This is a genomic window from Pseudomonas marginalis (assembly GCF_024169655.1).
GTDB lineage: Bacteria > Pseudomonadota > Gammaproteobacteria > Pseudomonadales > Pseudomonadaceae > Aquipseudomonas > Aquipseudomonas paraveronii.
In genome coordinates this window covers 5,263,359-5,289,983 of sequence record NZ_JALJWV010000001.1, presented here as the reverse complement: position 1 = coordinate 5,289,983, position 26,625 = coordinate 5,263,359, and the positions used below count along the sequence as shown (strand labels likewise).

The window sequence follows — 26,625 nt, the reverse complement described above, 5'->3', positions numbered from 1 at the left end:
TTGTTTGGCCGCTCGCCTAAGATGACGACGCGACCAAGAAGTTTTTCTTACAGACCTGGCAGGCGCTGGCGAATTTGCGCAACCAGTGCGTCGAGGGTTCCGCTTTGATTGGTCTCGACGCGCTTGCTCAGCAGCAGCTCTTCGGCCGTCAGGGGTTCGCGATGGGCTTGCTGTTCTTCAATAACCGTCAGTGTAGCGTCGGAAGGGTCGTTTTGGTCTGCCTGACGTTGTGCCAGCCAGTTGGCAATAACGGCCTGCGGCGCGTTGCAATCCAGGATCAGGAAGGGCGCGCCCGTCGCTTCGGCCACTTTGGCGGCGGCATCGCGTTGTGCGCGTTTCAAGAAGGTCGCATCGAGTACCACCGGGAAGCCGGCGCGCAGCACGGTCTCAGCGATTTCGTTCAGGCGTGCGTAGGTTTTCGCGCTGGCGTCGGCAGCGTAGATGCCGGCCTGTGGCGTGTTTTCCACCTGTTGTTCACCAAACAGGCGCTTGCGCTCCACGTCCGAACGCAGGCGAACGGCACCCAAGGCTTCCACCAGGCGCATGGCCACATGGCTTTTGCCCACAGCCGAAACGCCGTGGGTAATCGCCAGGAAGCGCGAAGGGATAGTGCTGTAGCTTTCCGCCAGGTTGGCGTAGTTGCGGTACTGGCGCAGGGTGGTGGCGCGTTGCACCGGGCTCGCTTCGCTGGGCATGCTGAACAGCGAGACTTTGGCCCGTACCAGCGCGCGGTAGGCTTTATAGAAGTTCAGCAGTTCCAGGCCCTGGTAGTCGCCGGTCAGTTCGAGGTATTGGCTGATGAAGCGGCGAGCCAGGGATTTGAGGCCGCGGTCTTCCAGGTCCATGGCCAGGAAACCGGTGTCGGCGTACACGTCGGTGAAGCGAAACGGTTCGTTGAACTCGATGCAGTCGAAGATCACCACGTGGCCATCAATCAAGGTGGCATTGCCCAGGTGGATATCGCCGTGGCACTCGCGGGTGAAACCATCGAGCTTGCGCTGTGCCAGCAGCGGCTTGAGGCGTTCGAAGCTGCTTTCGGCCCAGGCTTGCAGGGCTTCGAGTTGCAGCAGATCAGCCTTGTCGCTGAGGAACGGGCGGATCTGATCGAAGTTCTGGCGCACGGGTGCCATCACCTCGTCGGGGGTGCCGGCCGGGTGCTCTTGCGGCACTTTCGGTGCGCTGAGGTGGAAGTGCGCGATCTGTTTGGCCATCTCGTCGATGTGCGCGCTGGTCAGCTCACCGTTGGCTTGCAAGGTGCTGAGCAACTGGCTTTGCGGGAATTGACGCATTTTCAGGGCATATTCGATGACCGGGCCGTCGCCGCCCAATTGCGGGGCTTCGGCCGTGCCGGTGATCGGCAACACTTCAAGATACAAATCTTCGGTCAGACGCTGGTTGAGGCGCAGCTCTTCGTTGCAGAAATGCCCCCGATCTTCCAGCTTGGTGAAGTCCAGAAAGCCGAAGTTCATCGGTTTCTTCAGCTTATAGGCGTAGGGGCCAGTCAGTATGACCCAGGAAATATGGGTCTCAATGACTTGGAACGCTTCAACTGGATGGGGGTATAAAGCCGGGTTCTGCAGGGCTGCGATCAGGGACTGGCTCACGGGCGATCCTTCAAAGTCTGGGGGAAATCATGGCGGGCATTATGGCTGCTGATGCCTGCCGTGCAAACCGCTGTCCGGCTCATGTTGATCATCAATAAAGTGCGTATAATCCGCCGCCATGACTCGAACCCGATCTCCCCGTTCCCGTAAAAAACCTCCTTCCCGCGGCCTGCGCCCGTGGCTGGGCTGGGTGCTCAAACTCAGCCTGGTGGGCTTTGTGGTGCTCGCCGGCTTTGCGGTGTACCTCGACGCAGTGGTCCAGGAAAAATTCTCCGGTAAGCGCTGGACCATTCCGGCCAAGGTGTACGCCCGCCCGCTGGAACTGTTCACCGGCCAGAAGCTGAGCAAGGATGACTTCCTTACCGAACTCGACGCCTTGGGCTACCGCCGCGAACCCGTGAGCAATGGCCCCGGCGCTGCCGCCGTCAGCGGCAATACCGTGGACTTGAACACCCGCGGCTTCCAGTTCTATGAAGGCCTGGAAAAAGCCCAGCCGGTGCGCGTGCGCTTCTCCGGCGACTACGTGGCCGAGCTGTCGTCGCTGAACGGCTCGAAGCTGCCCGTGGTGCGTCTGGAACCGCTGATGATCGGCGGGATTTACCCGAAAAACCTGGAAGATCGCATCCTGATCAAGCTCGATCAGGTGCCGCCGTACCTGCTCGAAACCCTGGTCGCCGTGGAAGACCGCGATTTCTACGGCCACTGGGGCGTGTCGCCGAAGTCCATCGCCCGTGCGATTTGGGTCAACACCTCCGGCGGCAAAATGACCCAGGGCGGCAGTACGCTGACCCAGCAGTTGGTGAAGAACTTCTACCTCACCAACGAGCGCAGCCTGACCCGTAAACTCACTGAAGCCATGATGGCGATGCTGCTGGAGTTGCATTACAGCAAGCAGGAAATCCTTGAGGCCTACCTCAACGAGGTGTTCGTCGGCCAGGACGGCCAGCGCGCGGTCCACGGTTTCGGGCTGGCCAGCCAGTTTTTCTTCGGCCAGCCGCTGTCCGAGCTGAAGTTGCATCAGGTCGCGTTGCTGGTAGGCATGGTCAAGGGGCCGTCCTACTACAACCCGCGGCGCAACCCTGAACGGGCGCTTGAGCGGCGTAATCTGGTGCTTGATGTGTTGGAGCAGCAGGGCGTCGCCACGGCTGAACAGGTTGCCGCTGCGAAGAAAATGCCACTGGGTGTGACCACTCGCGGCAAGCTGGCGGACAGCTCCTTCCCAGGCTTTATCGACCTGGTCAAACGCCAGTTGCGTGAAGACTACCGCGACGAAGACTTGACCGAGGAAGGCCTGCGGATCTTCACCAGTTTCGACCCGATCCTGCAGATGAAAGCCGAGGCGTCGGTCAACGACACCTTCAAGCGTCTGGCGGGGCGTAAGGGTTCCGACGAAGTTGAAGCGGCCATGGTGGTGACCAACCCGGAAACCGGTGAAGTCCAGGCCATGATCGGCAGTCGCCAGGCCAGTTTTGCCGGCTTCAACCGTGCGCTGGATGCGGTGCGGCCGATCGGCTCGCTGGTCAAGCCGGCGGTGTACCTGACGGCGTTGGAAAAACCAAGCAAATACACCCTGACCAGTTGGCTGTCAGACGACCCGCTGTCGGTCAAAGGTGCCGACGGCCAGGTATGGACGCCGCAGAACTTTGATCGTCGTTCCCACGGTACGGTGTTCCTGTACCAGGGATTGGCGCATTCCTACAACATCTCGACCTCGCGCCTGGGGCTTGACGTGGGTGTGCCGAACGTCCTCAAGACGCTGGCACGCCTGGGCATCACCCGTGAATTCCCGGCCTTTCCGTCGATCCTTCTGGGCGCCGGTGCCATGACGCCGATGGAAGTGGCGACCATGTACCAGACCCTCGCCAACGGTGGTTTCAACACGCCGATGCGCGGGATTCGCAGCGTGCTGACGGCCGAAGGCGAGCCGCTCAAGCGCTATCCGTTCCAGATTCAGCAGCGCTTCGATGCGGGCTCCATCTACCTGATCCAGAACGCCATGCAGCGCGTGATGCGCGAAGGCACCGGTAGTTCTGTGTACAAGGTCCTGCCCTCCAACCTGACGCTGGCGGGTAAGACCGGCACCAGTAACGATTCGCGTGACAGCTGGTTCGCCGGGTTCGGTCAGGATGTGCTGGCTGTGGTCTGGCTGGGGCGTGATGACAACGGCAAGACGCCGTTCACCGGGGCGACCGGTGCATTGCAGGTCTGGACCAGTTTCATGCGCAAGGCCGATCCGCTGCCGCTGAGCATGCCGCAGCCGGACAACGTCGTGCTGGCCTGGATTGATCCGCACACCGGCCAGGGCTCCGATGCCAACTGTCCGGGCGCGGTGCAGATGCCGTATATTCGCGGCAGCGAACCACCACCCGGTGCCGCATGCGGCGGCAGTGCCCCTGCGAGCGCGGAATCGGTGATGGATTGGGTCAAGGGCTGGATGAATTAAGCAAAGAGGGTTTCAAGTGAACAAGTGGTGGATTCCAGCTATTACAGCTCTGGCTTTGCTCGGCGGTTGCTCCAGCGTTCAGCGCGGCTCCATTCCCGTGGTGGACTCGGGCACGGCCGTCTCCAATAGTGATCGGATCTCGGCCAATGGCGGTTTCCGCCAGACCGTGACCAAGCGTCCTACCCAGGCCGCGACCCGCGCCGTGCCGCAGGATTCGGGTGTGGTGGTGATGGTGCCTGGCGCCGGCTCCGCGACATCGGCGCCAATCAGCGCCGAGCCGTGGACGCCAGGGCCAAGCACGTCGGGGCCGATTGACTCCGCGCCGGTCCAGGCGGCACCGATCAACCAGAACACGTACACCATGCCGTCGACGCCAAGCGGCATTCCGTCGTCCTCCAGCTCCGGCGGCCTGTCGGCTGACGAACAACTGGACGGCCCGGTACTGGCCTTGCTCACCACTGCCCAGCAACAGCAGGCCGGTGGCGACTTGAACGGTGCATCGTCGAGCCTCGAGCGCGCCCAGCGCGTGGCCCCGCGCGAACCGCAGGTGCTGTATCGCCTGGCCCAGGTGCGCATGGCCCAGGGCGATGCGCCGCAAGCCGAACAGTTTGCCCGGCGTGGCCTGACCCTGGCCAACGGCCGTCCTGACCTGCAGGCCAGCCTGTGGGCCTTGATCGGTGATGCGCGTGCCGCACAAGGCGACGCTGCCGGTGCCGCCCAGGCTCGGCAAAAAGCCAAGGTCAGCCTCTGATGGATGTGCGTTTTCCAGCGATTGCCGAACAGCTGTTGCTGATTGAGCGCGAATTGCGCCTGCAGGGGTGGTGGGACGAGGTGTCCCCCAGCGCCGAGGCGCTCAGCAGTGTCGAGCCCTTTTCGGTCGACACCCTGGACTTCCATCAGTGGCTGCAGTGGATCTTCCTCATACGCATGAAGCAAATCCTCGAACAGGATCTGCCATTGCCGAATGCTTCCGGGATCATGGAGATGGCCGAGATGGTCTACGCCAACCGGCCGCTGGAAAGCCAGGGTTTGCGCAATGCGCTGAAAAAGTTCGACCAATTGATCGTCGACGCTCGTTAATTGCCTGGCTGCCGGTTTTTCCGGCAGTCTTGCGCACATTTCTACCGCTTGACGACATTCAGGCGAGTTTTATCCCTCCTCAAAGCCCTTTCTTCTGCGTTCTCATGCGCTTAGTTGGAAAAAAGCGCAATTATTGCTTGACTTGAAGGGCCTGAAACAGAAGAATCCAAAGTCCGCTGTATCGGGACTGCCAGAAGCAGGCCCGCTCAGCAGATCATGAGGCGCACATCCGCGCCGACCTGTTACACCCGCAACGCGTTACCTCGCGCTGGGTGGGAAGAGCCCGCAACACTTGGGACGATCCCAATACTTGCTCAGTCAGTGCTGACGTAGTCGGCGACCACCGTCGCTCATGCTCTGTTGAGAAGTAAACCTATTAAGACCCGTCGGTTTTTAACGGACGGTATTCTGGCGTTTTAGAGGTGAACAACGTGGAGCTTTTATCTGGCGGTGAGATGCTCGTCCGCTTTTTGCGTGACGAAGGCGTTGACTATATCTACGGGTACCCGGGTGGTGCTCTGCTGCATGTCTATGACGCACTGTTCAAGGAACCGGCGGTTACCCACATCCTGGTTCGCCACGAACAGGCTGCAACCCATATGGCTGACGGTTATGCCCGTGCCACCGGTAAAGCCGGCGTGGTACTGGTAACCTCCGGCCCAGGCGCAACCAATGCCATTACCGGCATCGCGACTGCTTATATGGACTCCATCCCGATGGTGATCATTTCCGGTCAGGTGGCTAGCACCATGGTCGGTACCGATGCATTCCAGGAAACCGACATGATCGGTATCTCCCGGCCGATCGTGAAACACAGTTTCATGATCAAGCATGCCTCGGAAATCCCGGAAGTCATGAAAAAGGCGTTCTACCTCGCACAGTCCGGTCGCCCGGGCCCTGTGGTGGTCGATATCCCGAAAGACATGACCAACCCGGCTGAGAAATTCGAATACGTCTTCCCGAAGAAAGCCAAGCTGCGTTCCTACAGCCCGGCCGTTCGTGGGCACTCGGGGCAAATCCGCAAGGCGGCAGAAATGCTCCTGGCGGCCAAGCGCCCGGTGCTGTACTCGGGCGGTGGCGTGATTCTGGGCGGCGGTTCCGCACCGTTGACCGAACTGGCCAAGTTGCTCAACCTGCCGGTGACCAACACCCTGATGGGCCTCGGCGCATTCCCGGGGACGGACCGTCAGTTCGTCGGCATGCTCGGCATGCACGGCAGCTACACCGCCAACCTGGCCATGCACCACGCCGACGTGATCCTGGCCGTGGGCGCGCGGTTCGATGACCGGGTGATCAACGGCGCGAGCAAGTTCTGCCCGAATGCCAAGATCATCCACATCGACATCGACCCGGCGTCCATCTCCAAGACCATCAAGGCCGACGTACCGATCGTAGGTCCGGTGGAAAGCGTGTTGACCGAAATGGTCGCTGCGCTGAAGGAAATCGGCGAGACGCCGAACAAGGAATCTGTCGCCAGTTGGTGGAAGCAGATCGACGAATGGCGCGGCGACCGCGGCCTGTTCCCTTATGACAAGGGCGACGGCAGCATCATCAAGCCACAAACCGTGATCGAGACCCTGTGCGAAGTGACCAAGGGCGATGCTTTTGTGACCTCCGACGTGGGCCAGCACCAGATGTTCGCCGCGCAGTACTACAAGTTCGACAAGCCTAACCGCTGGATCAACTCCGGTGGCCTGGGCACGATGGGCTTTGGTTTCCCTGCGGCCATGGGTGTCAAACTGAGCTTCCCGGACAGCGACGTTGCATGCGTCACCGGCGAAGGCAGCATCCAGATGAACATCCAGGAGCTGTCGACGTGCCTGCAGTACGGCCTTCCGGTGAAGATCGTGTGCCTGAACAACGGCGTGTTGGGCATGGTTCGTCAATGGCAGGACATGAGCTACGGTAGTCGTCACTCCCATTCCTACATGGAATCGCTGCCGGACTTCATCAAACTGGTCGAGGCTTACGGCCACGTCGGTATTCGCATCACCGATCTGAAAGATCTGAAGCCGAAGATGGAAGAAGCGTTCGCCATGAAGGATCGCCTGGTGTTCATCGATATTAAGGTGGATACCAGCGAGCACGTCTACCCGATGCAGATCAAAGACGGCTCTATGCGCGACATGTGGCTGAACAAGACGGAGCGTACTTAATCATGCGGCACATAATCTCCCTGCTTCTGGAGAACGAACCCGGCGCTCTGTCTCGTGTTGTCGGCTTGTTTTCGCAACGCAACTACAACATCGAAAGCCTGACCGTGGCACCGACCGAAGACCCGACCCTGTCGCGTCTGACGTTGACCACCGTGGGCCACGATGAGGTGATCGAGCAGATTACCAAGAACCTCAACAAGCTGATCGAAGTGGTCAAGCTGGTCGACCTGTCGGAAAGCGCCCACATCGAGCGCGAGCTGATGCTGGTTAAAGTCAAGGCCACGGGTGCCCAACGTGCCGAGATCAAGCGGACTACCGACATTTATCGCGGGCAGATCGTCGATGTGAGCGCCAGCGTTTATACCGTGCAATTGACCGGTACAAGCGACAAGCTGGACAGCTTCATCCAGTCGATCGGGACGGCCTCGATTCTGGAAACCGTACGCAGTGGTGTCACCGGGATTGCCCGTGGCGACAAAGTACTCAGCATCTAACCCAAATTAGTGAATGGCCTTAAGGCCTGGATATATAGAGGAACCTCATGAAAGTTTATTACGATAAAGATTGTGACCTGTCGATCATCCAGGGCAAGAAAGTCGCCATCATCGGCTACGGTTCCCAGGGCCACGCGCAAGCTTGCAACCTGAAAGATTCCGGCGTTGACGTGACTGTTGGCCTGCGCAAAGGCTCGGCCACTGTTGCCAAGGCTGAAGCCCATGGCCTGAAAGTGACTGACGTTGCTTCCGCCGTTGCCGCTGCCGACCTGGTCATGATCCTGACCCCGGATGAGTTCCAGTCCGCGCTGTACAAGAACGAAATCGAGCCGAACATCAAGAAGGGCGCCACCCTGGCCTTCTCCCACGGCTTCGCGATTCACTACAACCAAGTCGTGCCACGCGCTGACCTCGACGTGATCATGATCGCGCCGAAGGCTCCGGGCCACACCGTGCGTTCCGAGTTCGTCAAAGGCGGCGGTATCCCTGACCTGATCGCGATCTACCAAGACGCATCGGGCAACGCCAAGAACGTTGCGCTGTCCTACGCTGCTGGCGTCGGTGGCGGTCGTACCGGCATCATCGAAACCACCTTCAAGGACGAGACCGAAACCGACCTGTTCGGCGAGCAAGCCGTTCTGTGCGGCGGTACCGTTGAACTGGTCAAAGCCGGTTTCGAAACCCTGGTTGAAGCCGGCTACGCGCCGGAAATGGCCTACTTCGAATGCCTGCACGAACTGAAGTTGATCGTGGACCTCATGTACGAAGGCGGTATCGCCAACATGAACTACTCGATCTCCAACAACGCCGAATACGGCGAGTACGTGACTGGCCCGGAAGTGATCAACGCCGAGTCCCGTCAGGCCATGCGCAACGCCCTGAAACGCATTCAGGACGGCGAATACGCCAAAATGTTCATCAGCGAAGGTGCTACCGGCTACCCTTCGATGACCGCCAAGCGTCGTAACAACGCCGCTCACGGTATCGAAATCATCGGCGAGCAACTGCGCTCCATGATGCCGTGGATCGGTGCCAACAAGATCGTCGACAAAGCCAAAAACTAAGTCGGATGCATCAACAGAAAACGCGGCTTAGGCCGCGTTTTTTCGTTTGGGTGGCTGGTTCTGGTATAAAGCTGCATCGTTTGCGGGCGAACACTCGCCGCAAGTATCTGTCGAATTTTTTCACACCGTTGCAAGGTAAAGTCCATGAGCGAACGTCCCGAAGAGCCAAACCAGGCTTCTGACGCCGATAGCCTGCTACCTATCGATGAACATGTCGAAGAAGGGCACGATGCGGAAGGCCGCAAGGTCCGGCATCGTGGTATCTATCTCCTGCCCAATCTGTTCACTACGGCGAACCTGTTTGCCGGGTTCTACTCCATCATCAACTCCATGAGCGCCCAGAGCGCGCTGGCGGCGGGTGATGCGGTGAGTGCCAGCAAGTACTTCGGTTTTGCGGCGATCGCGATCTTCGTCGCCATGGTGCTCGACGGCCTCGATGGGCGCGTGGCGCGCATGACCAACACCCAAAGTGCCTTCGGTGCCGAGTATGACTCGCTGTCGGACATGGTTGCCTTTGGTGTCGCGCCTGCGCTGCTGGCGTTTGCCTGGGCCTTGGGTGATATGGGCAAGGTCGGCTGGATGGTGGCCTTCATCTATGTCGCGGGCGCCGCATTGCGCCTGGCACGCTTCAATACCCAGGTGGGTACCGCCGACAAGCGTTACTTCATTGGCCTGGCCAGCCCTGCTGCTGCAGGCGTGGTGGCGGGTATCGTCTGGGCGTTCAGTGACTACGGCATCCAGGGGTCGAAGATGTCGTTCCTGGTGGCCTTGATGGTTGCGGCCGCCGGCATGCTGATGGTCAGTAACATCAAGTACAACAGCTTCAAGGAGCTCGACCTCAAGGGGCGTGTGCCTTTCGTGGCTATCCTTGTGGTGGTGCTGGTGTTCGCCGTGGTCTTCAGTGATCCGCCGCGTATTTTGCTGCTGGCGTTCCTGGTCTATGCCGCTTCCGGGCCGATTCAGTATCTGCTGCAACTGCGCCGGGACAAAACGTTGCCTTAATGTAATTTCCCCCATACTCCGCAGTCTATTGGTGCATCAGTTCTCCAATGCTGCGGAGTTGCCATGTTAATCAAATTGCCCAAAGCGTCCGATTGTCATGAATCGGATGTCACCCCCGAATCCTTCTACTTGTCTCGCCGTAGCTTGCTCGGTGGTGCGCTGGCCGGTGTTGCCGCCAGCAGCTTGCCGCGTTGGGCCAGTGCGGACGATGCCGCGCGGTATGCGGATGTCGAGCCAGGCAAGGCGCCAGGCTGGTTTGCCGAAAAACTGCCGGGGACGAAATGGCAGGCGGTAACCGTCAAGGACGAAGCCATCACCCCGTTCAAGGACGCGACCCACTACAACAACTTCTATGAGTTCGGCACGGACAAGGGCGACCCGGCGGCGAATGCGGGTTCACTCAAGACCGAACCTTGGAGTGTGGTGATCGATGGTGAGGTCGCAAAGCCGGGGCGTTATGCTTTGGAAGACTTCATGAAGCCTTATCAATTGGAAGAGCGAATCTATCGTCTGCGCTGTGTGGAAGCGTGGTCGATGGTCATTCCGTGGATGGGTTTTCCAATCTCGGCGTTGCTCAAGCAGGTTGAACCGACCTCCAAAGCCAAGTACATCCGCTTCGAAACACTCCAGGACCCCAAAAGCATGCCGGGCCAGCGCTCAAGTTTCGGCTTGATCGATTGGCCCTATGTAGAAGGGCTGCGTCTGGATGAAGCGATGAACCCTTTGGCGATTCTGGCCGTGGGGATGTATGGGCGCGAGTTGCCTAACCAGAATGGCGCGCCGCTGCGTTTGGTGGTGCCATGGAAGTATGGCTTCAAGAGCGTGAAGTCCATCGTGCGTATCAGTCTTGTGAGTGAGCAGCCGAAAACCACGTGGCAGAGTATTGCGGCGAATGAGTATGGGTTTTATGCGAATGTGAACCCTACGGTCGATCACCCCCGTTGGACGCAGGCGCGTGAACGGCGCTTGCCGAGTGGCCTGTTCAGCCCGAATGTACGCGAGACGCAGATGTTCAACGGGTACTCGGATGAAGTGGCGGCTCTGTATACCGGCCTCGATCTGCGGAAGAACTACTGATGCGTTTCCCTTTCTGGCGCATCGGCGTGTTTATCGCTGCGGCGGTGTGGCCGTTGCTCTGGCTGTATGAGGCATGGCGTTCTGCCTTGGGGCCGGACCTGGGCAAGGTGCTGGTTGATCGGTTGGGCTTGGGCACGTTGATCCTGCTGCTGATTACCCTGGCGATGACACCGTTGCAGAAGTTGAGCGGTTGGGCGGGGTGGATCGCGGTGCGGCGGCAGTTGGGGTTGTGGTGCTTTGCTTATGTGGTGCTGCACCTGGCGGCATATTGTGTGTTTGTCCTGGGGCTGGATTGGTCGCAACTGGGGGTGGAATTGAGTAAGCGCCCCTACATTATTGTGGGGGCCCTGGGTTTCCTGTCTTTGTTGGTGCTGGCGCTGACGTCGAATCGCTACAGCCAGCGTCGGTTGGGTAGCCGCTGGAAGAAGTTGCATCGCCTGGTGTATGGGGTGCTTGGTCTCGGCTTGCTGCATATGTTGTGGATCGTGCGGGCTGATCTGAAGGAGTGGGCTATCTATGCTTCTATAGGCGCGTTGCTTCTCACCCTGCGGATACCGCCGGTAATGCGGCGAATTCCGCGTCTTATTGCGAAAAAAGCACCTTCTGCAACAAAAGCGTAATTAAGTCTTGACGGCAAATCCTGGACGTCTATAATTCGCCCCACTTCCGGCGCAGTCGAAACGGAAAACTCCTTGGTAAACAAAGAGTTATGCGAGATTCGACAGCGGCCCGCTTCAGTTCATCGAAGCCTGGAGGGAGTTGGTGGAGCAGTGTTGTTTGGCTCTATTAACGTTTCGATCTTCTCGGTCGAAAGCGGAGAAAAAGAGGTGTTGACAGCAGCGTGTAACGCTGTAGAATTCGCCTCCCGCTAACGAGAGATCGGAAGCGCAAGTGGTTGAAGTTACAAAGGAAACTTTGAAAACTTCTGAAAATAATCACTTGACAGCAAATGAGGCTGCTGTAGAATGCGCGCCTCGGTTGAGACGAAAGATCTTAACCAACCGCTCTTTAACAACTGAATCAAGCAATTCGTGTGGGTGCTTGTGGAGTCAGACTGATAGTCAACAAGATTATCAGCATCACAAGTTACTCCGCGAGAAATCAAAGATGTAACGAACGATTGCTGAGCCAAGTTTAGGGTTTCTTAAAAACCCAAAGATGTTTGAACTGAAGAGTTTGATCATGGCTCAGATTGAACGCTGGCGGCAGGCCTAACACATGCAAGTCGAGCGGTAGAGAGAAGCTTGCTTCTCTTGAGAGCGGCGGACGGGTGAGTAATGCCTAGGAATCTGCCTGGTAGTGGGGGATAACGTTCGGAAACGGACGCTAATACCGCATACGTCCTACGGGAGAAAGCAGGGGACCTTCGGGCCTTGCGCTATCAGATGAGCCTAGGTCGGATTAGCTAGTTGGTGAGGTAATGGCTCACCAAGGCGACGATCCGTAACTGGTCTGAGAGGATGATCAGTCACACTGGAACTGAGACACGGTCCAGACTCCTACGGGAGGCAGCAGTGGGGAATATTGGACAATGGGCGAAAGCCTGATCCAGCCATGCCGCGTGTGTGAAGAAGGTCTTCGGATTGTAAAGCACTTTAAGTTGGGAGGAAGGGCAGTTACCTAATACGTGATTGTTTTGACGTTACCGACAGAATAAGCACCGGCTAACTCTGTGCCAGCAGCCGCGGTAATACAGAGGGTGCAAGCGTTAATCGGAATTACTGGGCGTAAAGCGCGCGTAGGTGGTTAGTTAAGTTGGATGTGAAATCCCCGGGCTCAACCTGGGAACTGCATTCAAAACTGACTGACTAGAGTATGGTAGAGGGTGGTGGAATTTCCTGTGTAGCGGTGAAATGCGTAGATATAGGAAGGAACACCAGTGGCGAAGGCGACCACCTGGACTGATACTGACACTGAGGTGCGAAAGCGTGGGGAGCAAACAGGATTAGATACCCTGGTAGTCCACGCCGTAAACGATGTCAACTAGCCGTTGGGAGCCTTGAGCTCTTAGTGGCGCAGCTAACGCATTAAGTTGACCGCCTGGGGAGTACGGCCGCAAGGTTAAAACTCAAATGAATTGACGGGGGCCCGCACAAGCGGTGGAGCATGTGGTTTAATTCGAAGCAACGCGAAGAACCTTACCAGGCCTTGACATCCAATGAACTTTCTAGAGATAGATTGGTGCCTTCGGGAACATTGAGACAGGTGCTGCATGGCTGTCGTCAGCTCGTGTCGTGAGATGTTGGGTTAAGTCCCGTAACGAGCGCAACCCTTGTCCTTAGTTACCAGCACGTCATGGTGGGCACTCTAAGGAGACTGCCGGTGACAAACCGGAGGAAGGTGGGGATGACGTCAAGTCATCATGGCCCTTACGGCCTGGGCTACACACGTGCTACAATGGTCGGTACAGAGGGTTGCCAAGCCGCGAGGTGGAGCTAATCCCAGAAAACCGATCGTAGTCCGGATCGCAGTCTGCAACTCGACTGCGTGAAGTCGGAATCGCTAGTAATCGCGAATCAGAATGTCGCGGTGAATACGTTCCCGGGCCTTGTACACACCGCCCGTCACACCATGGGAGTGGGTTGCACCAGAAGTAGCTAGTCTAACCTTCGGGAGGACGGTTACCACGGTGTGATTCATGACTGGGGTGAAGTCGTAACAAGGTAGCCGTAGGGGAACCTGCGGCTGGATCACCTCCTTAATCGACGACATCAGCTGCTCCATAAGTTCCCACACGAATTGCTTGATTCATTGAAGAAGACGATAAGAAGCAGCCCGAAATTGGGTCTGTAGCTCAGTTGGTTAGAGCGCACCCCTGATAAGGGTGAGGTCGGCAGTTCGAATCTGCCCAGACCCACCAATTTTGTGTGGGAACCTGTAGAAATACGGGGCCATAGCTCAGCTGGGAGAGCGCCTGCCTTGCACGCAGGAGGTCAACGGTTCGATCCCGTTTGGCTCCACCACTACTGCTTCTGAAGTTTGAAAGCTTAGAAATGAGCATTCCATCGTGATGATGGTGAATGTTGATTTCTAGTCTTTGATTAGATCGTTCTTTAAAAATTTGGGTATGTGATAGAAAGATAGACTGAACGTTACTTTCACTGGTAACGGATCAGGCTAAGGTAAAATTTGTGAGTTCTCTTAATTGAGAAATTCGAATTTTCGGCGAATGTCGTCTTCACAGTATAACCAGATTGCTTGGGGTTATATGGTCAAGTGAAGAAGCGCATACGGTGGATGCCTTGGCAGTCAGAGGCGATGAAAGACGTGGTAGCCTGCGAAAAGCTTCGGGGAGTCGGCAAACAGACTTTGATCCGGAGATGTCTGAATGGGGGAACCCAGCCATCATAAGATGGTTACCTTACACTGAATACATAGGTGTAAGGGGCGAACCAGGGGAACTGAAACATCTAAGTACCCTGAGGAAAAGAAATCAACCGAGATTCCCTTAGTAGTGGCGAGCGAACGGGGACTAGCCCTTAAGTGGCTTTGAGATTAGCGGAACGTTCTGGAAAGTACGGCCATAGTGGGTGATAGCCCTGTACGCGAAAATCTCTTAGTCATGAAATCGAGTAGGACGGAGCACGAGAAACTTTGTCTGAATATGGGGGGACCATCCTCCAAGGCTAAATACTACTGACTGACCGATAGTGAACTAGTACCGTGAGGGAAAGGCGAAAAGAACCCCGGAGAGGGGAGTGAAATAGATCCTGAAACCGTATGCGTACAAGCAGTGGGAGCCTACTTGTTAGGTGACTGCGTACCTTTTGTATAATGGGTCAGCGACTTATTTTCAGTGGCGAGCTTAACCGAATAGGGGAGGCGTAGCGAAAGCGAGTCTTAATAGGGCGTCTAGTCGCTGGGAATAGACCCGAAACCGGGCGATCTATCCATGGGCAGGTTGAAGGTTGGGTAACACTAACTGGAGGACCGAACCGACTACCGTTGAAAAGTTAGCGGATGACCTGTGGATCGGAGTGAAAGGCTAATCAAGCTCGGAGATAGCTGGTTCTCCTCGAAAGCTATTTAGGTAGCGCCTCATGTATCACTGTAGGGGGTAGAGCACTGTTTCGGCTAGGGGGTCATCCCGACTTACCAAACCGATGCAAACTCCGAATACCTACAAGTGCCGAGCATGGGAGACACACGGCGGGTGCTAACGTCCGTCGTGAAAAGGGAAACAACCCAGACCGTCAGCTAAGGTCCCAAAGTTATGGTTAAGTGGGAAACGATGTGGGAAGGCTTAGACAGCTAGGAGGTTGGCTTAGAAGCAGCCACCCTTTAAAGAAAGCGTAATAGCTCACTAGTCGAGTCGGCCTGCGCGGAAGATGTAACGGGGCTCAAACCATACACCGAAGCTACGGGTATCACTTAGGTGATGCGGTAGAGGAGCGTTCTGTAAGCCTGTGAAGGTGAGTTGAGAAGCTTGCTGGAGGTATCAGAAGTGCGAATGCTGACATGAGTAACGATAATGGGTGTGAAAAACACCCACGCCGAAAGACCAAGGTTTCCTGCGCAACGTTAATCGACGCAGGGTTAGTCGGTCCCTAAGGCGAGGCTGAAAAGCGTAGTCGATGGAAAACAGGTTAATATTCCTGTACTTCTGGTTATTGCGATGGAGGGACGGAGAAGGCTAGGCCAGCTTGGCGTTGGTTGTCCAAGTTTAAGGTGGTAGGCTGGAATCTTAGGTAAATCCGGGATTCTAAGGCCGAGAGCTGATGACGAGTTATCTTTTAGATGACGAAGTGGTTGATGCCATGCTTCCAAGAAAAGCTTCTAAGCTTCAGGTAACCAGGAACCGTACCCCAAACCGACACAGGTGGTTGGGTAGAGAATACCAAGGCGCTTGAGAGAACTCGGGTGAAGGAACTAGGCAAAATGGCACCGTAACTTCGGGAGAAGGTGCGCCGGTGAGGGTGAAGGACTTGCTCCGTAAGCTCATGCCGGTCGAAGATACCAGGCCGCTGCGACTGTTTATTAAAAACACAGCACTCTGCAAACACGAAAGTGGACGTATAGGGTGTGACGCCTGCCCGGTGCCGGAAGGTTAATTGATGGGGTTAGCTAACGCGAAGCTCTTGATCGAAGCCCCGGTAAACGGCGGCCGTAACTATAACGGTCCTAAGGTAGCGAAATTCCTTGTCGGGTAAGTTCCGACCTGCACGAATGGCGTAACGATGGCGGCGCTGTCTCCACCCGAGACTCAGTGAAATTGAAATCGCTGTGAAGATGCAGTGTATCCGCGGCTAGACGGAAAGACCCCGTGAACCTTTACTATAGCTTTGCACTGGACTTTGAATTTGCTTGTGTAGGATAGGTGGGAGGCTTTGAAGCGTGGACGCCAGTTCGCGTGGAGCCAACCTTGAAATACCACCCTGGCAACTTTGAGGTTCTAACTCAGGTCCGTTATCCGGATCGAGGACAGTGTATGGTGGGTAGTTTGACTGGGGCGGTCTCCTCCTAAAGAGTAACGGAGGAGTACGAAGGTGCGCTCAGACCGGTCGGAAATCGGTCGTAGAGTATAAAGGCAAAAGCGCGCTTGACTGCGAGACAGACACGTCGAGCAGGTACGAAAGTAGGTCTTAGTGATCCGGTGGTTCTGTATGGAAGGGCCATCGCTCAACGGATAAAAGGTACTCCGGGGATAACAGGCTGATACCGCCCAAGAGTTCATATCGACGGCGGTGTTTGGCACCTCGATGTCGGCTCATCACATCCTGGGGCTGAAGCCGGTCCCAAGGGTATGGCTGTTCGCCATTTAAAGTGGTACGCGAGCTGGGTTTAGAACGTCGTGAGACAGTTCGGTCCCTATCTGCCGTGGACGTTTGAGATTTGAGAGGGGCTGCTCCTAGTACGAGAGGACCGGAGTGGACGAACCTCTGGTGTTCCGGTTGTCACGCCAGTGGCATTGCCGGGTAGCTATGTTCGGAATAGATAACCGCTGAAAGCATCTAAGCGGGAAACTAGCCTCAAGATGAGATCTCACTGGGACCTTGAGTCCCCTGAAGGGCCGTCGAAGACTACGACGTTGATAGGTTGGGTGTGTAAGCGCTGTGAGGCGTTGAGCTAACCAATACTAATTGCCCGTGAGGCTTGACCATATAACACCCAAGCAATTTGACTACTCGAAAGAGCATCAGATTGCGGTGTGTGAAGACGAAACGAACCGAAAGTTCGACTCTTACAAAACACCGAAAGCTATCACATACCCAATTTGCTGAAGCGAGGCCAGCTGGCCGCGACTCAGTACCCGAATTTCTTGACGACCATAGAGCATTGGAACCACCTGATCCCATCCCGAACTCAGTAGTGAAACGATGCATCGCCGATGGTAGTGTGGGGTTTCCCCATGTGAGAGTAGGTCATCGTCAAGATTAAATTCCAGAACCCCTGTTTGCTTACGCAGACAGGGGTTTTGTTTGTCCGCTCGAAAAGTGCGAAGAGGCTCATCCCGATAGCCTTCAGTGCTAAAGTCCACGCCTCGATTTTGCTTTTGCCAAGGAAGCCGTTATGCCGGATGCGACGCCTCTCAGCGCAGGATTCATGGTGGTTCACGGCAACCGCCTGGACGAATTGCGCAGCCTGGTGGTCAGTTGGATGCGCCGTTATCCCCTGGCCCCTCTGGAAAATGAAATCGCCCTGGTACAGAGCAACGGCATCGCCCAATGGCTCAAACTGGCCCTGGCCGAAGATCCGGAAGATGACGACATGGGCGGCTGCGGGATTGCTGCGGCAATCGACGTGCAACTGCCCGGCAGCTTCATGTGGCAGCTCTATCGCATGGTCCTGGGTCGCGACGAAATCCCGCCCAAGTCCCTGCTCGATAAAGCCCCGCTGACTTGGCGCCTGATGCGCCTGCTCCCCGAGCTGATCAATCAACCGCACTTCGAGCCGCTGCAGCGCTTCCTCACGGACGACAGCGACCTGCGCAAACGCTACCAGCTCGCCGAGCGATTGGCTGACCTGTTCGACCAATACCAGGTCTACCGCGCCGACTGGCTGGAAGATTGGGCCGCTGGCCGCCATCAACTGCGTAACGGCCGAGGCGAATCCAAACCCCTCGACCCTGCCAACTGCTGGCAAGCCGAGTTATGGCGCGCCCTGCTGCTGGATGTGGGCGAAGCCGGCATGGCGCAAAGCCGTGCCGGTGTGCATCAGCGCTTTATCGAACGGATCAATAGCCTTGAGCAAGCGCCGCCAGGGCTGCCTTCCCGAGTGATCGTTTTCGGCATTTCTTCGTTGCCCGCCCAAGCACTCGAAGCGCTCGCCGGCCTGGCGCGCTTCAGTCAGGTCCTGCTCTGCGTCCACAACCCCTGTCGCCACCATTGGTCCGACATCGTGGCCGACAAAGATTTGCTGCGTAACGAATACAAACGCCAGGCACGCAAAGCCGGCATGCCGGTCACCATCGACCCGCAGACCCTGCACCAGCATGCGCATCCGTTGCTCGCCGCCTGGGGCAAACAAGGTCGCGACTACATCAGCCTGCTCGACAGCTACGACGATCCCAACAGCTACCGCGCTGCATTTCGCGACGGCCGCATCGACCTGTTCAGCGACAGCGAACCCACCACACTGCTCAACCAGCTCCAGGACGATATCCTCGAACTGCGCCCGCTCAACGAAACCCGCGACCTCTGGCCCGCCGTCGATCTGCAGCGCGATACCTCCATCCGCTTTCACATCGCCCACAGCGCCCAACGCGAAGTGGAAATCCTCCACGACCAACTGCTCCAACGCTTCAGCGCCGACCCCGCGTTGCGTCCCCGGGACATCATCATCATGGTCCCCGATGTCGACAGCTACGCGCCGCACATTCGCGCAGTGTTCGGCCAGTTGGACCGCAGCGACCCACGCTTCATCCCCTTCACCCTCACCGACCAAGGCCAACGCGGCCGCGACCCGCTGCTGATCGCCGTCGAACACCTGCTCAAGCTGCCCGACAGCCGCTTCCCGGTCAGTGAAATTCTTGACCTGCTCGACGTCCCGGCGCTGCGCGAGCGCTTCGCCATCAAGGAACGCGACCTGCCCACGCTGCATCGCTGGATCGAAGGCGCCGGCATCCGCTGGGGCCTCAATGCCGAACAGCGCGCCGGTCTTGGCCTGCCCCACGAGCTGGAGCAAAACAGCTGGCGATTTGGTTTGCGGCGGATGCTGCTGGGTTATGCCGTGGGCACGGGTGTCGCCTGCGACGGTATCGAGCCCTACGACGAAATCGGTGGCCTCGACGCGGCCTTGATCGGCCCGCTGGTCGCGTTGCTCGACGCACTCAGCGACGCCCACCAAGCCCTATCGCAACCTGCGGTTCCGCAAGAATGGGGCGAGCGCCTGCAACGCTTGATGCAGTTGTTTTTCCTGCCTAGCAGCGAACACGACGACTACCTGTTGGGCCAGCTCGAACAGCTCAGGGAAACCTGGCTGGAAACCTGCGAGTCCGTCGGCCTGCAGGACGAGTTACCGCTCACCGTAGTCCGCGAGGCGTGGCTCGCCGGTCTGGACCAAGGGCGCCTGTCCCAGCGCTTCCTCGCCGGAGCTGTCAATTTCTGCACATTGATGCCGATGCGCGCGATCCCGTTCAAGCTGGTCTGCCTGCTCGGCATGAATGACGGCGACTACCCCCGCGCCCAACCTCCGCTGGATTTCGACCTGATGGGCAGCGACTACCGGCCCGGCGACCGCTCACGTCGCGAAGACGACCGCTATCTGCTGCTCGAAGCCCTGCTGTCAGCCCGCGACCAGCTCTACATCAGTTGGGTTGGCCGCAGCATTCGCGACAACAGCGAGCGCCCGGCATCGGTATTGATCGGCCAACTGCGCGACCATCTCGCCAGCGGCTGGCAGCACGCCCAAAGCGACACACCGCTGCTTGACGCAATGACCCAGGAACACCCGCTCCAGCCCTTCAGTGCGCGCTATTTCCACGCCGGAGACCCGCTGTTCAGCTACGCCCGCGAATGGCAGTTGCTGCACGAGGTGACGGATGCGCCGGCGGACAACACCGAACTCGCGGCCCATCAACAGGAAGAACCCCTGAGCCTCGGCCAGTTGCAGGACTTCCTGCGCAACCCGGTCAAACATTTCTTCAGCCAGCGTCTGAAAGTATTCTTCGAAGCCGCCGAAGTGCCGCTGGCCGATGAGGAACCCTTTGTCCTCGATGCGCTGCAACGCTACAGCCTGAGCGACAGCCTGCTGAACGCCGCGCTGAGCCAGCCCGATCATGTCGACCAGGCGCTCAGCGCCCAGGCCCGTCGCCTGCAAGGCAGCGGCCTGCTGCCCATGGTTGGTTTCGGCGAGTGCCTGCGCAACGAACTGATCGAGCCCTTGCCTGGCCTGCTGCAACGTTATCAACAACTGCTGGCCCTCTGGCCCACGCCACACACCGGCGCGGAACCGATCAGTTTCGAGCATCAAGGCATTCAGCTCGAAGGCTGGATCAGCGGCCTGCATCGGCGCAGTGATGGCGGATTGTTGAGTGTCACCACGATCCCCAACAGCATCGGTTCGATCAAGACCCGCAAGTGGCATCGGCTGATTCGCCCGTGGGTCAACCACCTGGTCGCCTGCGCCTGCGGCCTGCCGTTGAGTACCGCGCTGGTGGCCAGCGACGACACCTTGTTGCTGGCCCCGCTGGAACCTTCCAGCGCCCAGGACATCCTCGGCGACCTGCTGCTGGCCTGGCACGTCGGCATGGCCAAACCGCTGCCCGTCGCGGTCAAAACCGCGTTCGCCTGGCTCGGTCAAACCGACCCGGCCAAAGCCGCGGCGGCCGCGAGTAAAGCCTACGAAGGCGATGGCATCAACACCGATGGCGAACGCCGCGAAACCCCCGCGCTCACCCGGCAATTCCCCGACTACGCGGCCCTGGTGGCCAGCGAAGAATTCGAAGGCTGGTGCGAAACCTTGTATCGCCCCCTGATCAACGCCCCCTGGCGATCACTCACTGGCGAGGAGGCCGGCGCATGAGCAGCAAACCCTTGGCCCTGGCCTTCCCGCTAAAGGGCAGCCAACTGATTGAAGCCAGCGCCGGCACCGGCAAGACCTTCACCATTTCCGCCCTGTACCTGCGCCTGGTGCTCGGCCACGGCGGCGATGACGCCGGCTTCGGCCGCGAACTGTTGCCGCCGCAGATCCTCGTGGTGACCTTCACCGACGCCGCCACCAAAGAGCTGCGCGAACGCATCCGCATCCGCCTGGCCGAAGCTGCGCGGTTCTTCCGCGATGAGATCCAACAGCCCGACGCCCTGATCGCCGAACTGCGCGATCAATACGCGCCCGAGCAATGGCCCGCTTGCGCCAACCGCCTGGACATCGCTGCGCAATGGATGGACGAAGCCGCCGTTTCGACCATCCACAGTTGGTGCCAGCGCATGCTGCGCGAACACGCCTTCGACAGCGGCAGCCTGTTCACCCAGACCCTGGAAACCGACCACAGCGACCTGCTCGGCGAAGTGCTGCGCGACTACTGGCGCCTGTTCTGCTACCCGATGCACGACGATGCGCTCAACTGGGTCCGCAACAACTGGGGTGGCCCGGCCGCGCTGATGCCACGGGTGCGCGCGCTGTTCGGCAGCGAACGGCCCAGCGGCGAAAGTCGCGAGCCGGCCGAGCTGATCAGCGCGTGCCTGCAAGAACGCCGCGAGGCCCTGGTCGCCCTCAAGGCGCCGTGGCAGCAATGGGCCGGCGAGTTGCGCGACATCTGCCTGCAAGCCGTCGCCGCCAAAGCCGTCGATGGGCGCAAGATGCAAGCGCGTTACTTCGAACCCTGGTTCGAAAAGATCAGCGCCTGGGCCGCTGACGAAGCCCTCGAACAACTGGACATCGGCACGGGCTTCACCCGCCTGACCCCGGACGGCATGGCCGAAGCCTGGAAGGGCGAGCCGCCGCACCACCCGGGCATCGACGCCATGGCCAGCCTCAAGGCCAGCCTGGATGCGCTGCCCACCCCCGACGCCGCTGTGTTGCAACACGCCGCCGCGTGGGTCGGCAAACGCTTCGAAGATGAAAAACGCCGGCGCGCCGAAATGGGCTTCGACGACATGCTGATCCGCCTCAACGCCGCCCTGCAAACCGACGGCGGCGAGCGTCTGGCCAGTGTGATCCGCGAGCAGTTCCCGGTCGCCCTGATCGACGAATTCCAAGACACCGATCCGGTGCAGTACAGCATCTTCGACAGCATCTACCGCATCGAAGAAAACCACCTCGACAGCGGCCTGTTCCTGATCGGCGACCCCAAGCAAGCGATCTACGCCTTCCGCGGCGCCGACATCTACACCTACCTGCGCGCACGCCAATCCACCACCGGCCGGCATCACACCCTGGGCACCAACTTCCGCTCCAGCCACGCGATGGTCGAGGCGGTCAACCATGTGTTCCAGCGTGCGGAAAGCGGCCGTGGCGCGTTTCTGTTCCGTAAGCCGAGTGGCGAAAACCCGGTGCCGTTCCAGCCGGTGCTGTCCCAAGGCCGCAGGGAGCAACTGCAGGTCGATGGTCAGACTCTGCCGGCGCTGAACCTCTGGCACCTGCCCACCGATCAGCCGATTTCCAATGCGGTTTATCGTCAGCACCTGGCCGCTGCCTGCGCCACACAGATTGTCGAGTTGCTCAATGGAGGGCAGCAAGGCCGCGCTGGTTTCCTACAAGCCGACGGCAGCTTCAACGGCGTGTTGCCGTCGGACATCGCCATCCTCGTGCGCGACGGCAAGGAAGCCCAAGCCGTGCGCGGCGAGTTGGCCGCCCGTGGCGTGCGCAGCGTGTACCTGTCGGACAAGGACTCGGTGTTCGCCGCCCAGGAGGCGCACGACCTGCTGGCCTGGCTCAAGGCCTGTGCCGAACCGGACGTCGAACGCCCGCTGCGCGCCGCGCTGGCCTGCGTCACCTTGAACCTGTCACTGCCGGAACTTGAGCGTCTGAACCAGGACGAACTGGCGTGGGAAAGCCGGGTGATGCAGTTCCGTGGCTACCGTGCGATCTGGCGCAGCCAAGGCGTGCTGCCGATGCTGCGTCGCCTGCTACACGACTTCAAACTGCCGCAAACCCTGATCGCCCGCAGCGATGGCGAGCGCGTGCTGACCAACCTGTTGCACCTCAGCGAACTGCTGCAACAGGCGGCCTCCGAACTGGACGGCGAACAGGCCTTGATCCGCCACCTGGCCGAACACCTCGCGCTGTCGGGGCAGGCCGGTGAAGAACAGATCCTGCGCCTGGAAAGCGACGAGCAACTGGTCAAGGTGGTGACCATCCACAAATCCAAGGGCCTGGAATACGACCTGGTGTTCCTGCCCTTCATCTGCTCGGCCAAACCGGTGGATGGCAGCCGCTTGCCGCTGCATTACCACGATGCCAACGGCAAGTCCCAGGTGAGCTTGCGCCCGACCGTCGAGTTGATCGCCCAGGCCGATGACGAGCGCCTGGCGGAAGACCTGCGTCTGTTCTACGTTGCCCTGACCCGCGCCAAACACGCGTGCTGGCTGGGTATTGCCGACCTCAAGCGCGGCAATAACAACAGCTCCGTGCTGCACCTGTCGGCGCTGGGCTATTTGCTCGGCGCCGGTGCCGCGCTGGCGGAGTCCGCCGGCCTGGCGCGCTGGTTGCTGGACCTGCAGGCAGGCTGTGCCGCCGTGCATTACGCGCCGATGCCCGAAGCCCACGCCAGCGTTTTCCACCCGCCGCGTAACGAAGCCACGCTGCTGGCGCCCCTGCTGCCCAAGCGCAAGGCTGCGGAAAACTGGTGGATTGCGTCCTACAGCGCTTTGCGCATCGGCGACAGCATGAGCGCCGCCAGCCTCGAAGCGCCGGAAAGCCCACAAGCCCAGAAGCTGTTCGACGACGAACGCCTCGACCCTGACGCACCGCGTGAAGTGGCGGCGTCGGGTAGCGATATTCACCGTTTCCCACGCGGTCCTAACCCCGGCACCTTCCTCCATGGACTGTTGGAATGGGCCGGCGAAGACGGCTTCGACGTGACCGCGCAGGCGATCGAAAAGGCCGTGGGCGCGCGCTGCAATCGCCGCAATTGGGAAGGCTGGATCATGACGCTCAGCGGTTGGCTCGGCCATCTGCTGCAAACGCCACTGCCGCTGGATAACGACCAGGTCACGCTCAGCGGCCTGCAGCACTACCAGATCGAAATGGAGTTCTGGTTCGCCAGCCATAAAGTCGACGTGCTCGCCCTCGACAAGCTGGTGTGCCAGTACACCCACAACGGCGTCTCCCGCGTCGCGGCGGAACCGGTATTGCTCAACGGCATGTTCAAGGGTTTTATCGACCTGACTTTCGAACACGACGGCCGTTATTACGTGGCCGACTACAAATCCAACTGGCTCGGCCCCGATGATTCGGCCTACACCCAGCAAGCCATGGAACAGTCGATCCTTGAGCATCGGTACGACCTGCAATACGTGCTTTACCTGCTGGCCCTGCATCGCCAACTCAAGGCGCGCCTGGCGGATTACGACTACGACCGGCATGTCGGCGGCGCGCTCTATTTGTTCCTGCGCGGCACTCGGGCCGCCAGCCAGGGGGCGTACTTCACGCGGCCGCCACGCGCGCTGATCGAGAGCCTGGACCTGATGTTCCAAGGCCAATCGTTACCGCCCAAGGCTGAGCCCGCCTGGGAACAAGGAGTGTTGCTATGAGCCTGTCGCCGTTACCGCTGGAGGCGCTGATGCCCCTCAGCCGCGCTGCCGACCTGGTGCAACTGTTCGAGCGGTGGGTCGAGCGTGGCTGGCTGCGCGCGCTGGATAAGGCGTTCGTCGGCTTTCTGCACGAACTCGACCCACAGGCCGATCCCTTGGTGTTGCTGGCTGCGGCCCTGACCAGCCATCAACTGGGCCACGGCCATGTGTGCCTGGACCTGTTCGAAACCCTCAAGGCGCCGGATTTCGCCCTGTCGCTGCCGCCGGAAGGCGACCTGCAAACCGGCGCCATGCTGCTGCCGTCGCAACTGCTCGATGGCCTGGACGGCGGCCATTGGTGCCATGCCCTGGCCACTAGCTCGTTGGTCGCGTTGGCTGTCGACGGCAGCGAGGCCGCGCAAAGCCGCCCGTTGGTGCTGTCCGGCAAACGCCTGTACCTGCGCCGCTATTGGACCTACGAACGGCGCATCGACAGCGCCTTGCGCCTGCGCCTGGCCACAGAAGAAAGCCTCGCCGCCGATCTGCCCCAACGCCTGAACGGCCTGTTTGACCAAGCGCCGCCCGATGGCGTGATCGATTGGCAAAAACTCGCCTGCGCCCTGGCCACTCGCGGGGCGTTCAGTATCGTCACCGGCGGCCCCGGCACCGGCAAGACCACCACCGTGGTGCGCCTGCTCGCCCTGTTGCAGGCGCCGGCCGTGGAAGCCGGCAGCCCGTTGCGCATTCGTCTGGCGGCGCCCACCGGTAAAGCCGCCGCACGGCTCACCGAATCCATCAGCCAGCAAGTGCTGTCGCTGAAAGTGCCTGACAGCGTGCGCGAAAAAATTCCGACCCAGGTCACCACCGTCCACCGCCTGTTGGGCAGCCGCCCGGGCACCCGTCACTTCCGTCACCACCTGGGCAATCCATTGCCGCTGGATGTGCTGGTGGTGGATGAAGCCTCGATGATCGACCTGGAAATGATGGCCAACCTGCTCGACGCCTTGCCGCCCCACGCACGCTTGGTGCTGCTGGGCGACAAGGACCAGCTCGCCTCGGTCGAGGCCGGCGCCGTACTTGGCGACCTGTGCCGCGACGCCGAGGCCGGCTGGTACAGCCCCGACACCCGCCAATGGCTACAAGCGGTCAGCGGCGAAGACCTGGGCAACAGCGGCCTGCAGGAAGACCGCGACGGCAGCCACCCGCTGGCCCAGCAAGTGGTGATGCTGCGCTACTCGCGGCGCTTCGGCGAAGGCAGCGGCATCGGCCAACTGGCGCGCTGGGTCAACCAGCAAAACGCCGAAGAAGCCCGGCGGTTGCTGGCCGCCGGCAGCCACCGCGACCTGTTCTGCGTCAGCCTCAAGGGCGAACACGACCACGCACTGGAGCGCCTGGTGCTAGATGGGCCGGGCGACGGCGCCGAAGGCTATCGCGCTTACCTGAACCTGCTGCACGCTGCGCGTCCACCTGCCGACACCCCGCGTGACGACCCCGCCTGGACCCACTGGGCACAACAACTGCTGCAAGCCTTTGACGCCTTCCAACTGCTCTGCGCCGTGCGCAAGGGCCCTTGGGGCGTGGAAGGGCTGAACCTGCGCATCACCGCAGCCTTGCGTAAAGCGCGGCTGATCGACAGCGACGAGCAATGGTACGAAGGCCGCCCGGTGCTGATGACCCGCAATGATTACGGCCTGGGCCTGATGAACGGCGATATCGGCATCGCCCTGAAGTTGCCCGAAAGCGACGGCGGCTCCCACGTGCTGCGCGTGGCCTTCCCACGTAACGACGGCCAGGGCGGCGTGCGCTTTGTGCTGCCCAGCCGGCTCAACGACGTGGAAACCGTGTACGCCATGACCGTCCACAAATCCCAGGGCTCCGAGTTCACCCACACCGCATTGATCCTGCCGGATGCGCTGAACCCGGTGCTCACCAAAGAGCTGATCTACACCGGCATCACCCGCGCCAAGCGCTGGTTCAGCCTGATCGAGCCGCGCGGCGGGGTATTTGAGGAGGCCGTGCGGCGCAAGGTCAAGCGCTTGAGCGGGTTGATGCTGGAGTTGGGCCATGAGCCAGGAAAAACTGACTGATTGGT

At 59.5% G+C, this 26,625-nt stretch carries 13 protein-coding genes, 2 tRNA genes and 3 rRNA genes; 17 read left to right on the top strand and 1 reads right to left on the bottom strand.

Translation table 11 applies throughout. The annotated features are described in order from the left end of the window. Positions 1-47 precede the first annotated feature (47 nt). Positions 48-1,604, bottom strand: coding sequence for an AAA family ATPase (locus J2Y83_RS24350; protein WP_253399096.1), 1,557 nt, complete (start codon positions 1,602-1,604; stop codon positions 48-50). A 118-nt stretch (positions 1,605-1,722) separates the two neighbouring features. Here J2Y83_RS24350 and mrcB point away from each other — a divergent pair, with 118 nt between their 5' ends. The 17 genes from mrcB (at position 1,723) to recD (ending at position 26,620) form a co-directional block, all read left to right on the top strand. After that, positions 1,723-4,047 carry a penicillin-binding protein 1B gene (mrcB, locus tag J2Y83_RS24345; protein ID WP_253399094.1) on the top strand — a complete coding sequence of 775 codons (2,325 nt, stop codon included), beginning with the start codon at positions 1,723-1,725 and terminating at the stop codon, positions 4,045-4,047. A gap of 16 nt (positions 4,048-4,063) precedes the next feature. Next, positions 4,064-4,798, top strand: a complete 735-nt coding sequence (locus J2Y83_RS24340; protein ID WP_253399092.1) for a tetratricopeptide repeat protein — start codon at positions 4,064-4,066, stop codon at positions 4,796-4,798. Beyond that, positions 4,798-5,127 (top strand): YqcC family protein, encoded by a 330-nt coding sequence (locus J2Y83_RS24335; RefSeq protein WP_253399090.1) that lies wholly within the window; start codon positions 4,798-4,800, stop codon positions 5,125-5,127. Before J2Y83_RS24340 ends, J2Y83_RS24335 begins: the two co-directional genes overlap by 1 nt. Before the next feature lie 431 nt (positions 5,128-5,558). Then, positions 5,559-7,283 (top strand): acetolactate synthase 3 large subunit, encoded by a 1,725-nt coding sequence (locus J2Y83_RS24330; RefSeq protein WP_247405519.1) that lies wholly within the window; start codon positions 5,559-5,561, stop codon positions 7,281-7,283. A 2-nt stretch (positions 7,284-7,285) separates the two neighbouring features. After that, a complete protein-coding gene (gene ilvN / locus J2Y83_RS24325) occupies positions 7,286-7,777 on the top strand; it encodes an acetolactate synthase small subunit (protein WP_003176102.1) in 492 nt (163 codons plus the stop codon). 47 nt (positions 7,778-7,824) lie between these two features. Beyond that, entirely contained in the window at positions 7,825-8,841 is a 1,017-nt protein-coding gene (gene ilvC / locus J2Y83_RS24320) for a ketol-acid reductoisomerase (protein WP_003212125.1), read from the top strand. 144 nt (positions 8,842-8,985) lie between these two features. After that, on the top strand, positions 8,986-9,843 hold the full coding sequence (pssA, locus tag J2Y83_RS24315; RefSeq protein ID WP_247405517.1) for a CDP-diacylglycerol--serine O-phosphatidyltransferase: 858 nt from the start codon (positions 8,986-8,988) through the stop codon (positions 9,841-9,843). A 63-nt stretch (positions 9,844-9,906) separates the two neighbouring features. Beyond that, positions 9,907-10,920, top strand: coding sequence for a protein-methionine-sulfoxide reductase catalytic subunit MsrP (msrP, locus tag J2Y83_RS24310; RefSeq protein WP_017847455.1), 1,014 nt, complete (start codon positions 9,907-9,909; stop codon positions 10,918-10,920). Beyond that, positions 10,920-11,540, top strand: a complete 621-nt coding sequence (msrQ, locus tag J2Y83_RS24305) for a protein-methionine-sulfoxide reductase heme-binding subunit MsrQ (protein WP_253399088.1) — start codon at positions 10,920-10,922, stop codon at positions 11,538-11,540. Before msrP ends, msrQ begins: the two co-directional genes overlap by 1 nt. Positions 11,541-12,084: 544 nt before the next feature. Further along, a 16S ribosomal RNA gene (locus J2Y83_RS24300) occupies positions 12,085-13,621 on the top strand. Between the two features lie 82 nt (positions 13,622-13,703). After that, a tRNA-Ile gene (locus tag J2Y83_RS24295) sits at positions 13,704-13,780 on the top strand. 27 nt (positions 13,781-13,807) lie between these two features. Continuing rightward, positions 13,808-13,883: transfer RNA gene (locus tag J2Y83_RS24290), tRNA-Ala, on the top strand. A gap of 247 nt (positions 13,884-14,130) precedes the next feature. After that, positions 14,131-17,021: ribosomal RNA gene (locus J2Y83_RS24285) — 23S ribosomal RNA — on the top strand. Between the two features lie 157 nt (positions 17,022-17,178). Then, positions 17,179-17,294, top strand: a 5S ribosomal RNA gene (rrf, locus tag J2Y83_RS24280). The 16S, 23S and 5S rRNA genes sit together here with 2 tRNA genes alongside, the layout of an rRNA operon. A 136-nt stretch (positions 17,295-17,430) precedes the next feature. Beyond that, positions 17,431-20,883 (top strand): exodeoxyribonuclease V subunit gamma, encoded by a 3,453-nt coding sequence (gene recC / locus J2Y83_RS24275; protein WP_253399086.1) that lies wholly within the window; start codon positions 17,431-17,433, stop codon positions 20,881-20,883. After that, the gene (gene recB, locus J2Y83_RS24270; RefSeq protein ID WP_253399084.1) at positions 20,880-24,554 is read left to right on the top strand and encodes an exodeoxyribonuclease V subunit beta; all 3,675 of its coding nucleotides are present in this window, start codon (positions 20,880-20,882) and stop codon (positions 24,552-24,554) included. Before recC ends, recB begins: the two co-directional genes overlap by 4 nt. Then, positions 24,551-26,620 carry an exodeoxyribonuclease V subunit alpha gene (gene recD, locus J2Y83_RS24265; protein ID WP_253399082.1) on the top strand — a complete coding sequence of 690 codons (2,070 nt, stop codon included), beginning with the start codon at positions 24,551-24,553 and terminating at the stop codon, positions 26,618-26,620. The genes recB and recD overlap by 4 nt, the downstream gene beginning before the upstream one ends. Positions 26,621-26,625: the final 5 nt, after the last annotated feature.

Bases quoted from the DNA above. Each gene is read 5' to 3' on its own strand.
- mrcB (WP_253399094.1), top strand. From the start codon at position 1,723: ATGACTCGAACCCGATCTCCCCGTTCCCGTAAAAAACCTCCTTCCCGC.
- J2Y83_RS24335 (WP_253399090.1), top strand. From the start codon at position 4,798: ATGGATGTGCGTTTTCCAGCGATTGCCGAACAGCTGTTGCTGATTGAG.
- ilvN (WP_003176102.1), top strand. From the start codon at position 7,286: ATGCGGCACATAATCTCCCTGCTTCTGGAGAACGAACCCGGCGCTCTG.
- ilvC (WP_003212125.1), top strand. From the start codon at position 7,825: ATGAAAGTTTATTACGATAAAGATTGTGACCTGTCGATCATCCAGGGC.
- pssA (WP_247405517.1), top strand. From the start codon at position 8,986: ATGAGCGAACGTCCCGAAGAGCCAAACCAGGCTTCTGACGCCGATAGC.
- msrP (WP_017847455.1), top strand. From the start codon at position 9,907: ATGTTAATCAAATTGCCCAAAGCGTCCGATTGTCATGAATCGGATGTC.
- msrQ (WP_253399088.1), top strand. From the start codon at position 10,920: ATGCGTTTCCCTTTCTGGCGCATCGGCGTGTTTATCGCTGCGGCGGTG.
- recC (WP_253399086.1), top strand. From the start codon at position 17,431: ATGCCGGATGCGACGCCTCTCAGCGCAGGATTCATGGTGGTTCACGGC.
- recB (WP_253399084.1), top strand. From the start codon at position 20,880: ATGAGCAGCAAACCCTTGGCCCTGGCCTTCCCGCTAAAGGGCAGCCAA.
- recD (WP_253399082.1), top strand. From the start codon at position 24,551: ATGAGCCTGTCGCCGTTACCGCTGGAGGCGCTGATGCCCCTCAGCCGC.